General features: G+C 63.0%; 20 protein-coding genes and 4 pseudogenes. 8 read left to right on the top strand and 16 right to left on the bottom strand.

The features are described from left to right. Positions 1-190 precede the first annotated feature (190 nt). The 8 genes from ACF2JD_RS19920 to atcJ all read right to left on the bottom strand — a co-directional run bounded on the left by ACF2JD_RS19920 (position 191) and on the right by atcJ (position 4663). Positions 191-634: a GNAT family N-acetyltransferase gene (locus ACF2JD_RS19920; protein WP_440988049.1), complete on the bottom strand. Its 444-nt coding sequence runs from the start codon at positions 632-634 to the stop codon at positions 191-193. Positions 635-703: 69 nt separating this feature from the next. Further along, positions 704-1078, bottom strand: a complete 375-nt coding sequence (locus ACF2JD_RS19925; protein ID WP_440988050.1) for a hypothetical protein — start codon at positions 1076-1078, stop codon at positions 704-706. Between the two features lie 71 nt (positions 1079-1149). Next, on the bottom strand, positions 1150-1401 hold the full coding sequence (locus tag ACF2JD_RS19930; RefSeq protein ID WP_162520044.1) for a hypothetical protein: 252 nt from the start codon (positions 1399-1401) through the stop codon (positions 1150-1152). Between the two features lie 196 nt (positions 1402-1597). Continuing rightward, positions 1598-1813: a glycine zipper 2TM domain-containing protein gene (locus tag ACF2JD_RS19935; protein ID WP_440988051.1), complete on the bottom strand. Its 216-nt coding sequence runs from the start codon at positions 1811-1813 to the stop codon at positions 1598-1600. 339 nt (positions 1814-2152) lie between these two features. After that, positions 2153-3055 (bottom strand): cold adaptation protein AtcC, encoded by a 903-nt coding sequence (gene atcC / locus ACF2JD_RS19940; RefSeq protein WP_289978695.1) that lies wholly within the window; start codon positions 3053-3055, stop codon positions 2153-2155. A 10-nt stretch (positions 3056-3065) separates the two neighbouring features. Beyond that, the gene (gene atcB / locus ACF2JD_RS19945) at positions 3066-3827 is read right to left on the bottom strand and encodes a cold adaptation protein AtcB (RefSeq protein WP_106885072.1); all 762 of its coding nucleotides are present in this window, start codon (positions 3825-3827) and stop codon (positions 3066-3068) included. A 13-nt stretch (positions 3828-3840) separates the two neighbouring features. Continuing rightward, complete coding sequence (atcA, locus tag ACF2JD_RS19950) at positions 3841-4371, bottom strand: cold adaptation protein AtcA (protein ID WP_139751118.1); 531 nt, start codon at positions 4369-4371, stop codon at positions 3841-3843. Between the two features lie 7 nt (positions 4372-4378). Then, entirely contained in the window at positions 4379-4663 is a 285-nt protein-coding gene (atcJ, locus tag ACF2JD_RS19955) for a cold adaptation protein ActJcold adaptation protein ActJ (protein ID WP_440988052.1), read from the bottom strand. Positions 4664-5023: 360 nt separating this feature from the next. Here atcJ and ACF2JD_RS19960 point away from each other — a divergent pair, with 360 nt between their 5' ends. Continuing rightward, complete coding sequence (locus ACF2JD_RS19960) at positions 5024-5443, top strand: EF-hand domain-containing protein (protein WP_106885069.1); 420 nt, start codon at positions 5024-5026, stop codon at positions 5441-5443. A 79-nt stretch (positions 5444-5522) separates the two neighbouring features. On the opposite strand, the gene ACF2JD_RS19965 is transcribed toward ACF2JD_RS19960, so the two are convergent. The 4 genes and pseudogenes from ACF2JD_RS19965 to ACF2JD_RS19980 form a co-directional block, all read right to left on the bottom strand. After that, positions 5523-6050 carry a protein disulfide oxidoreductase gene (locus ACF2JD_RS19965; RefSeq protein WP_408866500.1) on the bottom strand — a complete coding sequence of 176 codons (528 nt, stop codon included), beginning with the start codon at positions 6048-6050 and terminating at the stop codon, positions 5523-5525. A 3-nt stretch (positions 6051-6053) separates the two neighbouring features. Further along, positions 6054-6785 (bottom strand): DsbA family protein, encoded by a 732-nt coding sequence (locus ACF2JD_RS19970; protein ID WP_163135702.1) that lies wholly within the window; start codon positions 6783-6785, stop codon positions 6054-6056. After that, a pseudogene (locus ACF2JD_RS19975) lies at positions 6782-8812 on the bottom strand (protein-disulfide reductase DsbD family protein). Before ACF2JD_RS19975 ends, ACF2JD_RS19970 begins: the two are co-directional and overlap by 4 nt. A gap of 50 nt (positions 8813-8862) precedes the next feature. Beyond that, positions 8863-9231 carry a hypothetical protein gene (locus ACF2JD_RS19980; protein ID WP_440988053.1) on the bottom strand — a complete coding sequence of 123 codons (369 nt, stop codon included), beginning with the start codon at positions 9229-9231 and terminating at the stop codon, positions 8863-8865. 189 nt (positions 9232-9420) lie between these two features. On the opposite strand from ACF2JD_RS19980, the gene ACF2JD_RS19985 reads away from it, so the two are divergent. The 4 genes from ACF2JD_RS19985 to pspG all read left to right on the top strand — a co-directional run bounded on the left by ACF2JD_RS19985 (position 9421) and on the right by pspG (position 11497). Then, a complete protein-coding gene (locus ACF2JD_RS19985; protein WP_106885064.1) occupies positions 9421-10149 on the top strand; it encodes a 1-acylglycerol-3-phosphate O-acyltransferase in 729 nt (242 codons plus the stop codon). A gap of 209 nt (positions 10150-10358) precedes the next feature. After that, complete coding sequence (gene pspA, locus ACF2JD_RS19990; protein WP_163147997.1) at positions 10359-11021, top strand: phage shock protein PspA; 663 nt, start codon at positions 10359-10361, stop codon at positions 11019-11021. Between the two features lie 2 nt (positions 11022-11023). After that, a complete protein-coding gene (locus tag ACF2JD_RS19995) occupies positions 11024-11230 on the top strand; it encodes a PspC domain-containing protein (RefSeq protein WP_440988054.1) in 207 nt (68 codons plus the stop codon). Positions 11231-11278: 48 nt separating this feature from the next. Then, entirely contained in the window at positions 11279-11497 is a 219-nt protein-coding gene (gene pspG, locus ACF2JD_RS20000) for an envelope stress response protein PspG (protein ID WP_440988055.1), read from the top strand. Between the two features lie 83 nt (positions 11498-11580). Here the strand turns inward: pspG and ACF2JD_RS20005 are convergent. Next, positions 11581-11866 (bottom strand): annotated as a pseudogene (locus ACF2JD_RS20005) (GIY-YIG nuclease family protein). Between the two features lie 83 nt (positions 11867-11949). Here ACF2JD_RS20005 and ACF2JD_RS20010 point away from each other — a divergent pair. Further along, positions 11950-12481, top strand: a pseudogene (locus ACF2JD_RS20010) (ABC transporter substrate-binding protein); the annotation flags it as partial. Here ACF2JD_RS20010 and rarD read toward each other — a convergent pair. Continuing rightward, positions 12463-13344: pseudogene (gene rarD / locus ACF2JD_RS20015) on the bottom strand (EamA family transporter RarD). The pseudogenes ACF2JD_RS20010 and rarD overlap by 19 nt on opposite strands. A 100-nt stretch (positions 13345-13444) precedes the next feature. Between rarD and ACF2JD_RS20020 the strand changes: the two are divergent. Then, positions 13445-14026, top strand: coding sequence for a uracil-DNA glycosylase family protein (locus tag ACF2JD_RS20020; RefSeq protein ID WP_408848231.1), 582 nt, complete (start codon positions 13445-13447; stop codon positions 14024-14026). Between the two features lies 1 nt (position 14027). Here the strand turns inward: ACF2JD_RS20020 and ACF2JD_RS20025 are convergent, their stop codons facing one another. Further along, positions 14028-14885 (bottom strand): DMT family transporter, encoded by an 858-nt coding sequence (locus tag ACF2JD_RS20025; protein ID WP_005331061.1) that lies wholly within the window; start codon positions 14883-14885, stop codon positions 14028-14030. A gap of 91 nt (positions 14886-14976) precedes the next feature. Here ACF2JD_RS20025 and ACF2JD_RS20030 point away from each other — a divergent pair, with 91 nt between their 5' ends. Then, positions 14977-15867 carry a LysR substrate-binding domain-containing protein gene (locus ACF2JD_RS20030; RefSeq protein WP_025325605.1) on the top strand — a complete coding sequence of 297 codons (891 nt, stop codon included), beginning with the start codon at positions 14977-14979 and terminating at the stop codon, positions 15865-15867. A 96-nt stretch (positions 15868-15963) separates the two neighbouring features. Here ACF2JD_RS20030 and znuB read toward each other — a convergent pair whose 3' ends face one another. Continuing rightward, complete coding sequence (znuB, locus tag ACF2JD_RS20035) at positions 15964-16743, bottom strand: zinc ABC transporter permease subunit ZnuB (RefSeq protein ID WP_025325606.1); 780 nt, start codon at positions 16741-16743, stop codon at positions 15964-15966. Positions 16744-16758: the final 15 nt, after the last annotated feature.

A 16758-nucleotide genomic window follows, 5' to 3' on the forward strand; every position in this document is an offset into this window, starting at 1 on the left:
ACACCAAGTGGGGCGGCTGAGTGGCCACGCCAGCCTCTTTATTTAACGATCGACCATCAAGCTGTTATTTCGGAGCACCTGCCTTCCTGGCAGCCACTATGCTGCGGACACCCAATCTTTTCCCCCTCTTTGCCTGTGGCGACGGGAGCCGCGCCATGGTCGATGAGACTGCGTCGCTCAACCCTGCTCGCTAAACCCGTTGGGTATAGTGATCAAAGGCGACAACCTTTTGATATCCCTCCGATTCGTAGAGGGCTTTTGCGGGCAGATTGGATACGGCTGTGGCCAGTTTGACCGTCAGTGCGTCCGTCTCCCTGGCAAAGGTCGCCACCTGTTTTAGCAAGGCTCTCGCGACTCCTTGCTGGCGGGCCGATGCTGCGACAAACAGATCGTTGAGATACCACATCCGCTTCATCGCAACGGATGAGAAGGCGGGATAAAGCTGGGCAAAGCCAATGGTTTCACCCGTCTCACCGCGAGCCAGAAAGATAACAGACTCACTTTTGGCAAGACGTTCGGCAATGAAGGCGGCTGCGGCCATGGGCGCCGGATCTTGTCCATAAAATTGGCGATAGGCATCAAACAAGGGGGTGAGATCTTCGATATCAACGGAGGTTGCCTGGTGAATATGCATCTAATGTCCTTATCAGTGCTCAAGAGCCGGCAGGGCGCAATAAACAAGGTGAATCGCAACGCCGAAGTATTAATTATTGAAATTCCAGGGGATGGGTAGCTCAAGGTCGAAGACAAGCTCGTTCCCTTCCAGGCGAAAGGGCACGCTGGTCTGGTGCTGGTCATATTCGTTGATGATGAGGCAGCTCTCGGCGAAGTTGGACTCGTAGTTGAGCTGGGCCGTGCCCGTGGCCCCTGTGGCGTCGAGCGCTATGCCAAGCACCCGCAGCGGGTTCTGCTGGCTCAGGTTGACTCTGGTGTCCCCCATGTCCACCAGCCGCTCCAGCAGGGGGAAGAAGTCCTGCTTGTGGTGCTCTATTGCCCCGGCTATGGCCTGCTCCAACTCGGCCTGAGTGGCAAAGGGGCCCGCCAGCTTATATCGGGTCTGGATCCGCTCCTGGGTCATCTTGGTCTCCTTCTCGCTTGTGCCCGATCCGGGCCTGTCGGTCACACCTTATCAGATACGGGGGCAGAGCATCAGGCGGGGATGCGGCCGCTGCGCACCAGGGCCCGGCGGATGTTCTTGCACATCTTGCCGAAGCGGTTGAGCTCGTCGAAGCTGGGCGCAATGCCGCGCTGGATCTGATATTGCCAGTAGCAGAGATCCGTATCCACCAGCTCCATCAGCTTCTTGGGGCAGCCGATGCAGCTGTTGTCCGGCCCGCATTTGAAGGTATCTGGCTGATAGAGCGGAAATTCTTGCTTCACGGCGTCGATGATCTGCTGCATGGCGGTGATCCTGTCGGGTTTTCTGCTCACTGCGCTCCCCTGCGGTCGGTATGAGGGTGCCATTATATCCCCGACAAAATGTGGGCCAATGACGCTGAGGAGGTAGTTGGCGCCACCCGGCCGGCATTGGGGGTCATGAGTTCAGGCAGAACAGCGCCCGACGGATCGGGCGCTGGATGAGAAGGGAGGGGGAGACCTATTTCTTGATCTCGTGGCCGATGACGCCACCGACGACGGCACCACCTATGGTGCCGGCCGCGCTGCCTCCGGTCAGGACTGCGCCGCCGACGGCACCTATGCCGGCACCCACGGCGGTACTCTTGCCCTGTTGCGACATGCCGGAGCAGGCGGCCAGCCCAATCAGCAGGGCCATTGCCACCGCCCCTTGTGTCAAACCATGGAGCTTGTTCATGGGGTTACCTCTTGATGTTGTGCAATGCGCCTGGGGTATGCGGCAAGCCATCCCGCTGGGGTTGCCGATCCCGACCCGGACCCCGACGCATCAGCCCGGATAGTGGTTGGTTCAGGGGACGCCAGGGCGCAGGGGATGACGCGCCAGGGGGCCGTATATCGGTCGGCGCGACCTGCGCCTGTTCGTGATGAGGCCATCTTCCCTCACCCCGGCAGGGGCGTCTGTACGCTAGCGCTTATAGGGGCACTTTTTATTGGCGGCGCCTGTGCGGGGGCCCAGAGATGACAACGCCCGGCGAGCCGGGCGTTGGGGGACAAGTTCTCAAGGCAGACAAGCGCCCTAGAAGTCGTGGTAGAGGGGCCAGCCGAGCAGGGGGTGCCTGAGGCCGGCGCGCATCTCGAAGTTGTCGAGCTTCTCCGGCGAGGCGTTCTCCCTTTGCTGCTGCTGGTACTGGCGCACAAACCCCAGGGTGTGCAGCAGGTTGGGCACGAAGCCCGGGCTCAGCTCCTGGCGCAGGGCGGCGGCCATGTCGGCGGGCAGCTCGGCGAGCATGAGGGCAAGCTGGGTGGTCAGATGCGCGGTGTCGTACCAGGCCTCGTCGAGCTCAATCTCCCGCGCCAGCCGGCGCTTGAGATCCTGCTTCACCTTGAGGGGCGCGGCGCCGCTGCCCTTGCCGCAGAGGATGCGGTAGAGCAGGGCCTCGGCCAGCTTGTCCTCCATGGTGGGGTGATCGCTCTCGCAGGCGAAGAAGTGCTGATCGATGAGCCCCATCAGGCGGACCTTGTTGTGCTCGGCCAGCGCCTTCTCGTACTCCTGCCACCCTTGCCACTCCTCCACATCGGGAGGGCTCGAGATCTTGTCCAGCAGCCTGGCATCCACGTCCCCGTAGAGGCTGTTGCCGGTCTGCCTGGGGCTGACGGAGATCAGCATGGACCAGCCCTTCTGGAACGGCTTGATGGGGCCTTCCGGCGCCTGCAGCAGGGCCAGCGCCCGGGCCGTGTCGCGCCCGGAGAGCTCCTGCAATCCCAAGCTCACCACGCCGATGACGTCGTGGGCGGCCTGCTCCAGCAGGTGCATCTTGTACTTGTTGTAGTACTTGTCGGCGAATTTCAGGCTCATCAGCACCGCCTTGCCCTTGATGGCGGCAAGTTGCTGGGCGCTCAGGAGTTCACGCTCGGCGCCAAAGCGCAGCACCTGGGTGAGGAAGGGGCCTTCGTTGGCCTCGCGGATGACTAGTTGCATAGGGCTCTCCTCAATCCAGGAAGCTGAACATGTCGTCCACTTCGTCGTACTCGTCGCTGACCTGATTCTTCTCCTTGGCCTGCATCACCAGCTCGTTGGCGAACTTGTTGATGATCCCCTCCCAGGTGGCGTTCTCGCTGCGCAGCAGCGACTTGATGGCTTTCTCCACCTCGGGAGCCTGCTCGCGGATCAGCATCAACAGGCTTCTCGGATCATCCAGCGGGTAGTCGTGGGCATCCTCGCTCTGCTGGCGCTCGCTGTAGGCGAGGGACTCCTCGAGATCTTCCTCTTCGGCGTGCAGGCCATCGCTATAGCCCTCTTCATCCTCGTAGCGATCGCCACGGTAGAACTCGATGAAGGGGATGGCGAGGTAGAAGAGCCCGGCGGGATCCTCGGCGATGCACTCCAGGATCTCGCGCTGCTTGGCCTCGCTGTCCTGGGTGCGGATCAGGTAGTTGAGGAAGTCGAAGGTGTGCTGTTGCAGCTCCTCGGCATTGTTCTTGATGGCCTCCTCCCAGTAGAGAGGCTGCTGGCAGACGATGTCGCGGATCCGCTCCGGGGTCATCAGCTCGGAGATGATCGACGGGAAGGAGATGTCGTGCTGGCCGTTGATCTGGGTCAGGGTAACGATATCAATGTTTTCAATGACTTCGGCCAGTTGCTCGTCGGACATCGTCTTGGCGATCAGCTCGAACTTTTCGCTGGCCTGCTTGGGCTCGACCACGGCCAGCTCTTTGATCTCGATGGCGGTAATTTCTATCAGACTGTTCATGCTTTGCCTCAAATTAGAAACGCACTTCGTCGTACATGTCCTGATCGTCTTCTTCGCCATCACCGCCATGATAGTCGGCGTCGGCATCTTCCCCGTCGTCATCTTCGTCGTCCTGCAACTCGTAGTCGTCATCGGCACGACGGCCACCGCGGGGCAGGGGGTTGTCCAGCAGGTAGAGCACGGCGCAGGCTTCGATCAGCTGATCTTCGCTCTGGGCCCGCACCGCCTTGACCAGCGGCAGATCGGCGTTGTTGAAGGCCACCGACACCTTGAACTCGTCCCATGAGGGTTGTACGCCGTCGGCGAGCCACCTGGCCCACTGCGGCTTCGCCTTGGGCGGGAACTGCACCCGGCCATAGAGGGCCAGCGGCAGGTATTCGGGCATGAACTCCAGCATGCTGATGTCGGCCAGCAGCAGGGCCTTCATCTTGCCGGTGAACTGCTCGAGTGCCTTGGGCTGATCCTGATCCCGGTAGGATTCGATGTTCTCGCTGGCATCACTTTGCAGCGCCTTGAGTCGAGCCTGGTCCCATTTTTTTTGCATAGCGCCCTCAGGGGTAGAATTGGTCCCACATCTCCTGCATGGCAGCAGCGGGATCGGTCACGATGACGTTGTTGAAATCTTTGATAAAAGCGGCTCTCGCCTTGGGATCGGAAAGCACCTCGTAGGCCTTCTTCACCTGATGCAGCTTGAGGGCTGCCTGCTCTCGCTCTTCATCCGTCGCCCCGTGCAACTTGTCGGGGTGGTACTGGTTCGAGAGCCGTCGATAGGCTTTCTTGATGTCGTTTTCGCTGGCGTTGGACTTGACGCCCAGCACCCGAAAGTAGTTGTTCATGGCAGATCCTGCATCACTGGCATCATCAGAGTCACAATGCTGGCGCCTGATGGGGCTTGGGGAACCAGGCACGGTAAAAACCCGTCATTTTAACGGAAACCACCGGCCACCGCCATGAATAGGACGCGATATGGCAGCAACCCGGGGCGAACGGGGATCCCGGTCGTCATGACGCGGCTTGCCAGCCCGTCTGGCATGGGGCCCCTGCATGGGGACTACACTGACAGAGGGTATCCGTGACGGGCGACAGTGCGCCCATGCCGGTACCAAATCGCCGGACGTGCATGTGACAAGGGACCTGCCCTGGCGATCCTCATCAGGCCTCGACAAGATCGCGGCCACCAAAAGGAATTAACCGCCATGTTCAAACTTTATCTTCTGCCTCTGGTACTGCTGGGCGGCCTCGCCATCGCCGCCGATGAGAGCCTCGATGAGCCGCTGGTGCTGCTCAAGGGGGATGTCACCAAGGCCCAGTTTATGGAGAGAGCCGAGCAGCGCTTCGCCCGGCAAGACAGCAACGGTGATGGCACCCTGTCGGTCGCCGAGAAAGAGGTCGCCATGGCCAAGATGCAAGAGGCGATGAAGCAATCGGGCAAGGCCATGCCGGGCAAGATGGGCAACATGAGGCCGATGCAGGATACGACCAAGGCGCAGTTCATCCAGCGCCATGAGAGCCTCTTCACTCGTCTGGACAAGAACGCTGACGGCGTGATCGACGAGGCCGAGCGGGCCAGCGTCAAGGCCCGGATCGGCCAGGGGGCCATGTCACCGGCGCAATAGGGGGCGAGTCAGCAAGTTCGGCCTTCAGATAACAAAAGAGCCCGGTAGTCATACCGGGCTCTGCTCATAGTGAGGGGGCTCAAGCCAGCCAGCTGGCCCACAGCAGCCGCAGCTGCAAGCCCCAGCGACTGCTCCAGCCCGTGGTGCTGCTCACCACCTTGCCCTCCTTGATGATGAGGAAGCTGGGGGTGACGCTCACCTGCCAGCGTGCTGCGAGCACCCCCTGCTCATCGTTGTGGGTGGGGAAGGTCAGCCCCTTCCTGGCCATGCCCTGCTGCAACCTGGCGTCGTCGCCGGAGCGCAGCGCCACCGTCAGCAGGTTACCGCCGTCTTGCCAGAGCTGCTCCACCGTCGGGGTAGTGAAGCGGCAGACGGCGCACCAGCTGGCCCAGTAGTAGACCAGCAGCGGCCTGTCCCGGCTCATGGCCTGCAGGTCGGCCTGGGTGCCATCTTGCAGGGTCAGCACAGGCAGCGGGCTCCCCTCCGGCAGCGCCGGGCTGCGCCACAGATCCAGCACGGTCGAGATGATCAGGGCAAACAGCAGCAGCCAGAGCGCCTCCTTGCCCCAGCGTCGCCAGCGGGGTCTGGGTGTGACTGTCTCGGTCATTGGTTACCCCAGTTTCGCCAGTTCAGTTTTCACGAGCTGTTCGAGCTGTTCATAGGGAAGCGCGCCCGGCACCAGCTGGTTGCCGATAAGCGTCGCCGGTGTGCCCTGCACCCCAAGCAGGGTACCGATGCGCAGGCTATTGCGCAGCTCCTCGGTGGCCTTGCCCTCAGGCTTGAGCGCCACATTACCGGTGGCCGCCAGCGCCTTGTTGATGTCCGCCTCGGTCAGCATGCCCTGCTTGCTCATCAGCTTGTCGTGCAGGGCGAGGAAGCGGGCCGGATCCTGCTGCCACAGGGTCAGGCTGTACTGGGCCGCCTTGGCGGAGGTCTGTCCCTTGAACGGCAGCAGCTTGATCACCAACCCCAGATCGTTCGGATAGGCCTTGAGCAGCTTGGTCACCGCTGGGTCGAACTGCTTGCAGTAGGGGCAGTTGTAGTCGGTGAAGAGCACCAGGGTCAGCTTGGGGTTCTTGGCCCCCAGGCGCGGGCTGGTGGCGCTGTTGAACAGCACGTCTTTGTTGCCCTTGATGAAGTCGCCGAGCTGGGCCGCCTGATCGGCGGCGTTCTGTTTCTCCCAGGATTCGGCCGCCTCATCCAGGATCTTCGGATTCTGGACCAGGGTCTCGCGGATGAGCTCCTTGATGCGGGCCTCCTGCTCCGGGGTGAAGGGGGCGGCGTGCAGGGCCGGGGTCAAGAGTGTGCCCAGCAGGGTCAGGGCGAGCAGGGTCGGTTTCATTTGGTTTCTCCTTGAGAGGGGGCAGTGCCAGCTTGAAGCAGGCCAGCCTTGTGCAATGTGGTCAGCAGATCGTCCTTGTCGAGCAGGGGGAGCGTGACCCCCTTGCGGCAAGGCCGGGCCGTAAATCTGGTTGAAGGGAACGGCCACGCGCCCCGCTGGCGCAGGAAGGCGGCGATGCTGTCGTTGGGCGGCTCCAGTCACCCGCGCAGGGCCACCACATCGGGGGCGAGAGGGTCTGTTGCACCTCATCGCGCAGCAACACGTTGTATTTGTTGGCCTTGCAGGTGACGCACCAGTCGGCGGTGACATCGATGAAGACCCGCTTGTTCTGGGCCAGCGCATGTGTGATGGCGCGCTCGAGAGCGGCTGCCAGACCACCCTGTCCGCTGGGGCCTTGCCGCCAGGGTGAAGGCGCCGCCTCAGCAGCAGGGGCTGCCAATCAGGGCAGCGAGCGCGATCGCCAGGGTGAAGCCGCGCATGCCGTAACGCCAGATGATGCCAGCCAGCAGTGCCAGCAGCATGGCAACCATCAGCCAGCCGGTGGTCAGGCTGCCGAGGTCGAGCAGGCTGGTGAGCCAGAGGCTGGAGCCCAGCATCATCAGGCCGAGCAGCATGCGCAGTCGTCCCATCCAGAGGGCCCGGCCGTGCAGCCAGGGCCTGGGCCACCAGCAGCCAGGGCAGGCTCATGCCAATCCCAGGGCGGTGAAGATGAGCCAGAGCTGGCCGAGGGGCGCCGCCAGTGCAAAGGCCACCGCAGTGCCGAGGAAGGGGGCCGAGCAGGGGTCGCCAGCAGAGTGGCGAAGCTCCCCTGCAGGAAGTGACCGCCGAGGCCGTTGCCGCCGCTGGTGGCGAGGCGGGTGCTGAGGGCGCTGGGCAGGCGGACTCGAACAGCCCCAACAGGTTGGCGCAAAACAGCAGGGTGACCAGCACCATCAAGCCGATAAAACCGGCGCTCTGGAACTGGATGCCCCAGCCGACGGCCCCTTGCGTGGCGCGCAGCAGGCTGCTCATGGCGCCAGCACCCAGAAGGAGGTGATGATCCCGGCGCTGGCGGCGAGGAACTGCTTGCGCACCGTTCCCTGTTCACGATCCTGATGTTGCAACACAGTTCCCAGCTTGAGCGCCAGCACCGGCAGCACGCAGGGCATCAGGTTGAGGATCAGGCCGCCGAGCAGGCGCTCCCAGCAACCAGAAGAGGGGCTGGCCCGGCCGCTGGCAATACGAGCGCTTCGCCAATCGAGCCTTTGGTCTGCCAGGCCTGCTCGCCACTGGTGAGCAGCAGGCCTGAGGGATTGGCCGCGCAGATGCGGCGCATCCCCTTGCCAGCCATCGCTCACCGGCACCCGGGCCACCAGACGCTGGCCTTCGACCTCAAGCGCGGTTTGCCAAACTCGGCCTCTCCTGACCGTCGAGGAAGATGGCCGGCTGCTGCCAGCCCTCTGCCCGCTCGGCGCGCAGTTGCAGCTGGTTGTGCTGATAACCGAGCTTGACCCGGGTCGCTCGGCATGGCCTGTGGCTGGGTGCTGATCGCCTTGGGCATAGGCAAGGTCGAACCCCGGCAGGGGCTGCCCGTCCACCGCCAGGGTGAAGGGGAAGTCGGTCAGGATGCAGACATTGCTGCAGGTGGAGAGGCGCAGAGTTCCCTTCAAGCGGTTGCCCGGCGGGATAGTTGAGGCTGAGGGGGAAGGTCACGTCCCCCTGGTAACCCTGGGTGCTGAGCCCGCTGACCTCGAAGCCGACGTGGCACCGGCCAACGCCACTGCGCCGCCGGTTCCGTGCTTCGGCTGATCCCAGAGGATCTGGGGGGCTATGCCCCCCTCTCCCGGGCTGTGCCAATAGGTTTTCCAGCCGGATTCAAGCTGCACATCGAGCAGGAGGCGGCTCTGGGCCGGGTTGCTGTCGGCTTGCAGCCGTACCCGGGCATGATCGTTCTGGGGGCTGGTGAGCCAGCCGGTGTCGCTGGCCAATCCCATGGATTGCCACAGCAGACCGCTCAGCAACAGGGCGGTCTTGATGATGTTTGACATGTGTTTGTCTCTTGAAAATGAAAGTCAGGGTGGAGAAAACCGCCGCAGACTCATTCCCGCCAGACGCAGAGGGTGAGGTGCAGTCGCCGTTCGGGAGGCGAGATGTTGATGGGAGGAGGAAGCGCAGGGGAGCGGCGCGACAGGGGCGCCAGCAGGGCAATCACGAAGGCGATGGCAAAGAAGATCTGCTCGGCGCAGAGCAGATTGGCGGCACTGAGCCACTTGCCGTTGAGCTGGCAACTGCTGGGCTGCGGGCTGGCGGCTTGGCCTCGTTTCGTTGGTGGATGCGAGGAACGGGCAGTGCCTGACAGCTGAGGGCCTGGTCGAGCTGGGCAAGTTTGAGCCAGCGGCTGGGCCGCACAGTTGAGCACCAGCAGGCAGACCAGCAGCAGGAGATGTTTCGCTACCCGTTGTTGCATATCATGTTCGCCCCGTCCATCAAGATGGGGCCATCTTATCTAACGACCAATGGCGGGTGGGGCAAGTCAAACAGCGTATTGATGAGCCGACCACATGCTCCATCTGGGGTGGTCGGTTCTGTCTGGCGAACGCTTGTTCGCTAAAAGGGGGACCAGTATACTGCGCCGAGTCAAATTCCGAGGTGTTCGATGCTCAAACTTGCCCGTGTGCTGCTGCTTACCCTGCTGCTCATCTTCTGGTTCGTGTTTGGTCTGTTGCTCTGTCTGGTGCGTCCGCGCCACCCCAACAACGTCTATGTTTTCGCCCGCATGTACCATGCCGTCTGCCCGCTCATCGGGCTCAAGGTCCGGGTCACCATTCCGGACGAGGTCAAGTCGGCGGGGCCTGCCGTCTATGTCTGCAATCACCAGAGCAACTTCGACATCTTCACCGTGACCGGTGCCGTGCGCCCCGGCGTGGTGGCGGTGGGCAAGAAGAGCCTGCTGTGGCTGCCCTTCTTCGGCCTCATCTTCTGGCTCTCCGGCAACGTGCTGATCGACAGATCCAACCGCTCCCGCGCCATCGGCACCATAGGCCAGGTGGTGGATCGCATCAAGCACCACGGCACCTCCATCTGGATGTTCCCGGAAGGGACCCGCTCGCAGGGCCGCGGTCTGCTGCCGTTCAAGGCCGGCGCCTTCCACACCGCCGTCCAGGCCGAAGTGCCCGTGGTGCCCATCGTCTGCTCCAGCTACTTCGGTCAGGTTGACCTGAACCGCTGGGACAACGGCGAGGTGCTGCTGGAGATGCTGCCCCCCCTGTGCAGCAAGGAGCACGGCGCCGCCGGCATCCGCGATCTGTCGGATACCTGCCGGGCCAAGATGGAAGCCAAGCTGGCGGAGCTGGATGGCAAGCTGGGCCATCGCCCGGCCGCCTGAGGTTTGAGTTCAACTGCATGAAGGGAGCCGCCGGTTCCCTTTTTTATTGGTTAAAATCACCACCATGTTGGCCATTCTTACCAACTCATGGCCTTGAGATGACAACGTCGAATCTCCATCTATCTGTAAAACAACAATAAATTATCTTGGCACGGCTCTTGTAATGCCATGGGAAGAGATAGCCATCCCCATGAACAAGGAGCCAGACCATGAGCGTATTCAGCCGCCTGACTGACGTGATCAATGCCAACCTGCACAGCCTGCTCGACAAGAGTGAAGAGCCGGAAAAGATGCTGCGTCTGATGATCGAAGAGATGGAGCAGGTGCAGATCGAGATGAGAACCCAGGCTGCCCGCGTCATCGCCGAACAGAAACAGCTGGAGCGCCATCAGCAGGCGCTGCGCCACCAGATCCAGGAGTGGTCTGCCAAGGCCGAGCTCGCCATCCAGAAGGGACGTGAGGATCTGGCCCGTGCCGCCCTCACGGAGAAGCTGGCCGAGGTCAAGAAGTGCGAGCAACTGGAGCAGGACAAGGCCCGGGTAGCCGAGGTGCTGGCCCAGCTCACCGCCGACAGCGAGCGGCTGGCGACCAAGCTGACCGAGGCCCGCGAGAAGCAGAAGATGCTGACCCTGCGCGAACAGACTGCCCACAGCCGGATCCGTGCCCGCGCCCAGGTGGACAACCAGCGCATGCATGAGCTGATGGCCCGCTTCGACGGCTTTCAGGGCCGGGTCGATCAGCTGGAAGCCCAGCTGGAGGCGGCTACCCTGGGGCAGAATCCCTCGCTGGAGGCCCAGTTCCGCGAGCTGGAGTTGAACGATGAGATTGAGCGCGAGCTGGCTCGCCTGAAAAGCCGGAAGGCGGAGGCATAACCATGAGCCCCTGGCCCAAAGATCTGGCCCATCGCAAGCTGACCGGGGTCTGTGCCGGTCTGGCCAACGGGCTTGGGATCTCGAGGGTGACGGTGCGGGTGCTGGCCTTGCTGGCCCTGATCCTGATGCCGCCGCTGGCACTGGCCGCCTATCTGCTGGCGGTGCTGGTGATGCCGCCCCGTTATGAATTGAAGCGCTGGCTGGATTGACCGAAGGGTTGACCAGCCGGCAGACAAGGTACTGATAAGGAGCAAGTTATGCTGGAATTTTTCATATTGCTGGTGGTGCTGCTGGTCATGGCGCTGACCGGTTTTACCGTGCTGGCCATGCTGCTGGTGAGCGGCCTGTTCGTGCTGTTTGGCGCCCTGGCCGGCATGCTTGCTCTCATCATCAAGCTGGCGCCCTGGTTGCTGCTGGTGCTGGCGGTGTGCTGGTTGATCAGCAACCGCAGCAAGCGTTCCAATACCTACCTCTAACCCGCCTGAGGTTGTGCAAGACGTTTTGTGGTGGCCTGATTTTTATGGCGGCTCATCGAGTGGCCTTTTTTTGCCTGTCGTCCTCAAGGCTGGGTGGCTGCGGGTAACCACTGGGGGCTCCAGCGCTGCCAGAGTGGGGCTTTTTATCAGCTGCTCCTTGAAGGATTTTGGCTGCTGCTTGAGGCGGTATTCGATGCGCAGGGCCGCCCCCTTCTCGCCAACTTCCTGTTGCCACGCCAGCGTCAGCGGCCCCTTGCCGCGCAGGGCGCGAGCGCCCTTGCCGCTGGTGCTGGCGCACGCGGCGCAGTGGGGTGCTGGCGCAGACGCGGTGCGCACCATATAGACAGACGCGGGAAGGGGCGGATCCATGCCGATCCCAAAGGAGGTGCGATAGAGCAGCCCGCGATCCGGTGCGCACCAGTGGATGAAGGGCTAGAGCTGGTAAACCAGCTGGGGGTGAACCCAGAATCGAGCTTTGGCTGGTCAATCGCGCCCGACTGGCGCTGGAGATGGCGGTCCGACATGCTCATGTTTTGCGAACGCTATCTCTGGACCTTTCCGGTGATGCGCGACACCAACGAGCTGGTCTCGAACAGCACCCGGTCACCTATCGCGGGCCTGACTCCCTCGAGGGGCTGGTGTTTGGCGGGGTGGAGGGCTACCGCTATCAGGGGCGATGATGCAGCTGGCCGCGGGGGGCTGGTACGTCAGGATGCCAAGAAGGCGAAGACCAATCTTGAGCTGCTGGTGCGCCGCATCGATGTGACGCTGGTAAGTGGTTCATCGCTGGGCTTTTTCATCGACGCACAGCACTATCAGGGCAAGCTGTTTATCTCGCCCTTCCCCCAATCCAGCTATACCCGCCATATCCTGCTGCCCAATCCCGTCCCAGCTGCATGCCACCCTCAACGACATCGCCGAGCAGATGGACAGAGGGATCCCCGTTGGCACAAGGTGCTGGAGTCCTATCGCGGTACGCCCTGAGGGCGGCGCTTGAGCCGATGCAGTGGCAACAGGCTCACCAGCAGACCTGCCCAGACGAAGGCGAAACCGACTGCCTGATCCGGCGCCTCACCAAACCAGTAGATGGCGAGCAGGAAGGCGAGGCTGGGCTCGATATATTGCAGCAGCCCACCGTGCTCATCCGGGTTCTCGCCACCGCGTAGCAGAAGAGCCCCACCGGCAGCAGGGTGGCGGGGGCGCTGCCCATCAGCAGCATCTTGTCGGCCAATCCCCGTTCACGAATGCCCCTTCCCCGTGCCCGCCAGCGTGCCGATGATGATCAGCGCGACGGGCCACTGCACCATGGCTTCCAGATAGAGGCTGGTGCCGGTGTCGTGGCGCACCTTCTTCTTGATGAGGCCGTAGAAGGCGAAGTTGGCCCCCATGATCAGGGAGAACCAGGGCAGCTCGCCGTAGGAGAACAGCATGTAGGCCAGTCCCGCCAGGGCCAGGGCGACCGCCAGATGCTTCTGGGGGGTGAGCCGCTCCTTGAGGAAGAGCACGGCGAAGGCGATATTGAACAGCGGCGTCATGAAGAAGGCGAGGCTGGTGGCCAGCACCTGGCCCGTGGTCAGGCACCAGGTGAACATGCACCAGCTGATGGACATGACGGGGCCCGCCAGCAGGATGAGGCCAAGCTGGCGGGGCTCGCTGCGCAGGCGTGCCCAGGGGACCCGCACCCCGAGCAGCAGGAAGAGGCCGCCCAGCAGGATGACAGACCAGAGTACCCGGTGGGAGAGCAGCTCCCACATGTTGATCTCGGGCATGAACTGGTAATAGAGGGGCAGCATGCCCCAGAGCACGAAGGAGAGGGCCGCACTGCCGGGGCCCAGCCAGTTCTTCATCGCTTTCCGTTTATTAAATTAAACAAATGTGGCCGCATGATAAGTATCTGCCGCCGGTTCCACAAGAGGGAAATAGGGAAATGCTGGTACTATCAAGGCCATGAACCGACTCGACCTGCTGTTTGAACAGATCCGGGCCTGCCGTCTGTGCGAGGCCCACCTGCCGCTGGGACCAAGGCCGGTGATCCGCGGCAGCGAGCGTGCTCGCCTGCTGATCATCGGTCAGGCGCCCGGTACCCGCGTCCATGCCAGCGGCATCCCCTGGGATGATCCCTCAGGCGATCGGCTGCGGCACTGGCTCGGGGTGGACAAGGCCACCTTCTACGACGAGTCCCGCATCGCCATCATGCCGATGGGGCTCTGCTACCCCGGCAAGGGCAAGTCGGGGGATCTGCCGCCCAGACCCGAGTGCGCGCCCACCTGGCACGACAAGGTGCTGATGCTGTTGCCCAACATAGAGCTGACCCTGCTGATCGGCCAGTACGCTCAGCGGCACTATCTGCGTGAGGCGGGTAAGGATTCGCTTACCGAGACGGTGCGCAGTTGGGCTGACTATGGCCCGGCCTGGTTGCCGCTGCCGCACCCTTCCCCCCGCAATACCTTCTGGCTCAAGAAGAATCCCTGGTTCGAGCAGGAGGTGATCCCCCATCTGCAGCAGAGGGTTGCCCCCTTGCTGCTCTGATTCAGACCGCCGGCTCTGCCAGCGGCTTTGACTTGCCGCGCGCCATGGCGACCAGCGGCAGTATGATGCACAGGCACCCCAGCAGCAGCGGCAGACCCGGTTGCTCGTCAAACAACCAGACCCCGATGGCGACCGCCATCAGCAGGCCCGTGTATTCCGCCGAGGCGATCTTGCTCGCCTCCGCCTTGCGATAGGCCACCACGCACAAGCCCGCATAGACCATGATCAGCGCCGAGGAGCCGAAGGCGGGCCACCACATCTGCCACTGCCAGGCCCCCCCTTCCCACCAGGCCAGCGCCAGTATGATGGGCATGCTCAGCACGTTGGTGAAGAACAGGGTCTGGGCTATGGGCTGCTTGAGGGGGATCCGCTTGATCAGCAGGTTGTTGACCGCCATGGAGAGCGCCACTCCGAGCGCCGCCAGGGCCGCCCAGTTCACCTCGGTCGGGCGCAGCACTATCAGCACACCGATGAAACCCACCAGGGCAGTCAGCACCTTCTGGCGCGACAGCGCTTCCCCCGCCAGCCAGACCGCGAGCGGCACCATCAGCAGCGGCGCCGCATAAAACAGGGCGTTGGCGGTGGCCAGCGGCAAGCGGGTGAGGGCGACCACCATCAGGCAGACGCCGATCGCCCAGATGTGGGCTCGCAGCAGGTGCCACTTGATGGCCACCGGCGGGTTGCGCCGCCAGGACCAGAGCAGCCAGGGTGCCAGCAGGAGGGCGGCGGAGAGCTGGCGGAAGAAGACGAACTGGAACACCGGCTGGCTCGGCTCCAGCACCTTGACCAGCGCATCGGAGAAAACCGCCACCATGTTGCCCAGCACCAGATAGAGGATGCCAATCCCGACTGCGTTCATACCACCTCCCACGTTAGATGAGGGAAGGGTAGTCTGACGCCCGTTATCCAGTAAAATGATAAAAAATCACCATCCATGAGAATTTTGGATAATGAAGCTACCTCCCCTGCGCGCCGTCCAGTACTTCGAGGCGGTTGCCCGCCTGCTCAGCTTCTCCCGTGCGGCCCTGGAGCTCAATGTCAGCCAGAGCGCGGTCAGCCACCAGATCCGCCTGCTGGAGGATTTTCTGGGGGAGCGTCTGCTGCTGCGCCAGGGGCGCCTGCTGTCACTGACCGCCCAGGGGGAGAGCTATTTCGAGGGGATCTCCGCCGGGCTCGGCCAGATAGCCCAGAGCAGCGAACAGCTGCGCGGTGGCGGCGAGATGCGGCTGCGGCTCGCGGTCTACAGCTCGTTCGCGGTGAAGTGGCTGATCCCCAGGCTGGCCGGGCTGCGCCAGCTCTACCCCGAGCTGGATCTGAGCCTCGAGATGGTGGCGGAAGATCCCGAACTCTCCGATCGGGTGGCGGATTGCTTCATTACCGTCTCCCCCCACGGGCGCGGCTATTGCCACGATCTCATCTATCGGGAGCGGCTCTTTCCGGTCTGCAGCCGTCGCCTGTTGCAGCAGGTGGAGGGGGAGTGGCCTGCCGCCATCTGGCAGTTGCCGCTGCTCTCGGTGCAGTCCATCTACAAGGCGCGGGGGGAGGATTGGCAGCGCTGGGCCAAGGCGGGGGGGCTGGTCATTCCGGACGAGGCGCGGATGCACCACTTCAGCCATGTGCTGCTGGCGATGGAGGCGGCGGCCTGGGATCAGGGGGTGGCGTTTGTGAACGATTACATGCTGCGACCGGACGATCCCCAGTTGGTGGCCTTGCCGGTGCACCAGCTGGAGACGGGGGATGCCTTCTACTTCACCTGCAAGCGATCCCGGGCCCATGAGCCCGCCATCAGCCGGCTGCGCCAGTGGCTGATGATGGAGACGCGCCAGAGCATGCCGCTCTAGCCGGTGGGCTGCCGGCTCAGGATAAACAGGGGCTGGCGATGAACGAGGGGCCGAGGGTGTGAGCGGCCTGATAACTAGGATCAGGCCACTCCAGGCTCAGGCTTTCTTGAACTGGCTCAGGATAAAGAGGCTGGTGGCGCAGACCACGACCGAGGGGCCTGCGGGTGTGTCCTGGTACCAGGAGAGGGTCAGGCCCCCCAGCACGGCGAGGCAGCCGATCAGGGCCGCAAAGCCGGCCATCTGCTCCGGCGTCTGGCTGAAGCGGCGGGCGGTGGCGGCGGGAATGATCAGCAAGGATGTGATGATCAGCGCCCCGACAAACTTCATGGCCACGGCTATCACCAGGCCTATCAGCAGCATCAGCACGCAGCGCAGCACGTCGACCCGCACCCCTTCCACCCGCGCCAGCTCCTCCGAGATGGTCATGGAGAGCAGGGGATCCCACAGCCGCCAAAGGGTCAGCAGCACCAGGGCGCCGCCGCCGTAGATCCAGAGCAGATCCATGGGCTGTACCGAGAGCAGGTCGCCGAACAGGTAGGCCATCAGATCCACCCGCACGTTGTCCATGAAGCTCAAGGTGACCAGGCCAAGGGAGAGGGCGCTGTGGGCCAGGATGCCGAGCAGGGTATCGGTCGCCACCTGCTGGTTGCGGCTCATGATCACCAGCAGCATGGCCATGGCGAGGCAGCAGACTACCACCGCCAGGGTGAGATCCACCTGCAGCAGTATGCCCAGCGCTATGCCGAACAGGCAGGCGTGGGAGAGGGTGTCGCCGAAGTAGGCCATCTTGCGCCACACCACGAAGCTGCCGAGGGGCCCGGCCAGCAGGGCGATGCCGAGGCCGGCCGCGAGGGCATATAACAGAAAGCTGTCCACTTGAATGTCCTTAAC

It is taken from the genome of Aeromonas ichthyocola (assembly GCF_046087985.1).
Lineage (GTDB): Bacteria > Pseudomonadota > Gammaproteobacteria > Enterobacterales > Aeromonadaceae > Aeromonas > Aeromonas rivipollensis.

Coding starts and splice junctions, on each gene's coding strand:
- ACF2JD_RS20020 (WP_408848231.1), top strand. CDS start 13,445: ATGAACCGACTCGACCTGCTGTTTGAACAGATCCGGGCCTGCCGTCTG.
- ACF2JD_RS19930 (WP_162520044.1), bottom strand. CDS start 1,401: ATGCAGCAGATCATCGACGCCGTGAAGCAAGAATTTCCGCTCTATCAG.
- ACF2JD_RS20030 (WP_025325605.1), top strand. CDS start 14,977: ATGAAGCTACCTCCCCTGCGCGCCGTCCAGTACTTCGAGGCGGTTGCC.
- ACF2JD_RS19985 (WP_106885064.1), top strand. CDS start 9,421: ATGCTCAAACTTGCCCGTGTGCTGCTGCTTACCCTGCTGCTCATCTTC.
- pspG (WP_440988055.1), top strand. CDS start 11,279: ATGCTGGAATTTTTCATATTGCTGGTGGTGCTGCTGGTCATGGCGCTG.
- ACF2JD_RS19920 (WP_440988049.1), bottom strand. CDS start 634: ATGCATATTCACCAGGCAACCTCCGTTGATATCGAAGATCTCACCCCC.
- ACF2JD_RS20025 (WP_005331061.1), bottom strand. CDS start 14,885: ATGAACGCAGTCGGGATTGGCATCCTCTATCTGGTGCTGGGCAACATG.
- ACF2JD_RS19980 (WP_440988053.1), bottom strand. CDS start 9,231: ATGCAACAACGGGTAGCGAAACATCTCCTGCTGCTGGTCTGCCTGCTG.
- ACF2JD_RS19960 (WP_106885069.1), top strand. CDS start 5,024: ATGTTCAAACTTTATCTTCTGCCTCTGGTACTGCTGGGCGGCCTCGCC.
- pspA (WP_163147997.1), top strand. CDS start 10,359: ATGAGCGTATTCAGCCGCCTGACTGACGTGATCAATGCCAACCTGCAC.
- ACF2JD_RS19970 (WP_163135702.1), bottom strand. CDS start 6,785: ATGAAACCGACCCTGCTCGCCCTGACCCTGCTGGGCACACTCTTGACC.
- ACF2JD_RS19965 (WP_408866500.1), bottom strand. CDS start 6,050: ATGACCGAGACAGTCACACCCAGACCCCGCTGGCGACGCTGGGGCAAG.
- atcJ (WP_440988052.1), bottom strand. CDS start 4,663: ATGAACAACTACTTTCGGGTGCTGGGCGTCAAGTCCAACGCCAGCGAA.
- ACF2JD_RS19925 (WP_440988050.1), bottom strand. CDS start 1,078: ATGACCCAGGAGCGGATCCAGACCCGATATAAGCTGGCGGGCCCCTTT.
- atcA (WP_139751118.1), bottom strand. CDS start 4,371: ATGCAAAAAAAATGGGACCAGGCTCGACTCAAGGCGCTGCAAAGTGAT.
- ACF2JD_RS19995 (WP_440988054.1), top strand. CDS start 11,024: ATGAGCCCCTGGCCCAAAGATCTGGCCCATCGCAAGCTGACCGGGGTC.
- atcB (WP_106885072.1), bottom strand. CDS start 3,827: ATGAACAGTCTGATAGAAATTACCGCCATCGAGATCAAAGAGCTGGCC.
- atcC (WP_289978695.1), bottom strand. CDS start 3,055: ATGCAACTAGTCATCCGCGAGGCCAACGAAGGCCCCTTCCTCACCCAG.
- ACF2JD_RS19935 (WP_440988051.1), bottom strand. CDS start 1,813: ATGAACAAGCTCCATGGTTTGACACAAGGGGCGGTGGCAATGGCCCTG.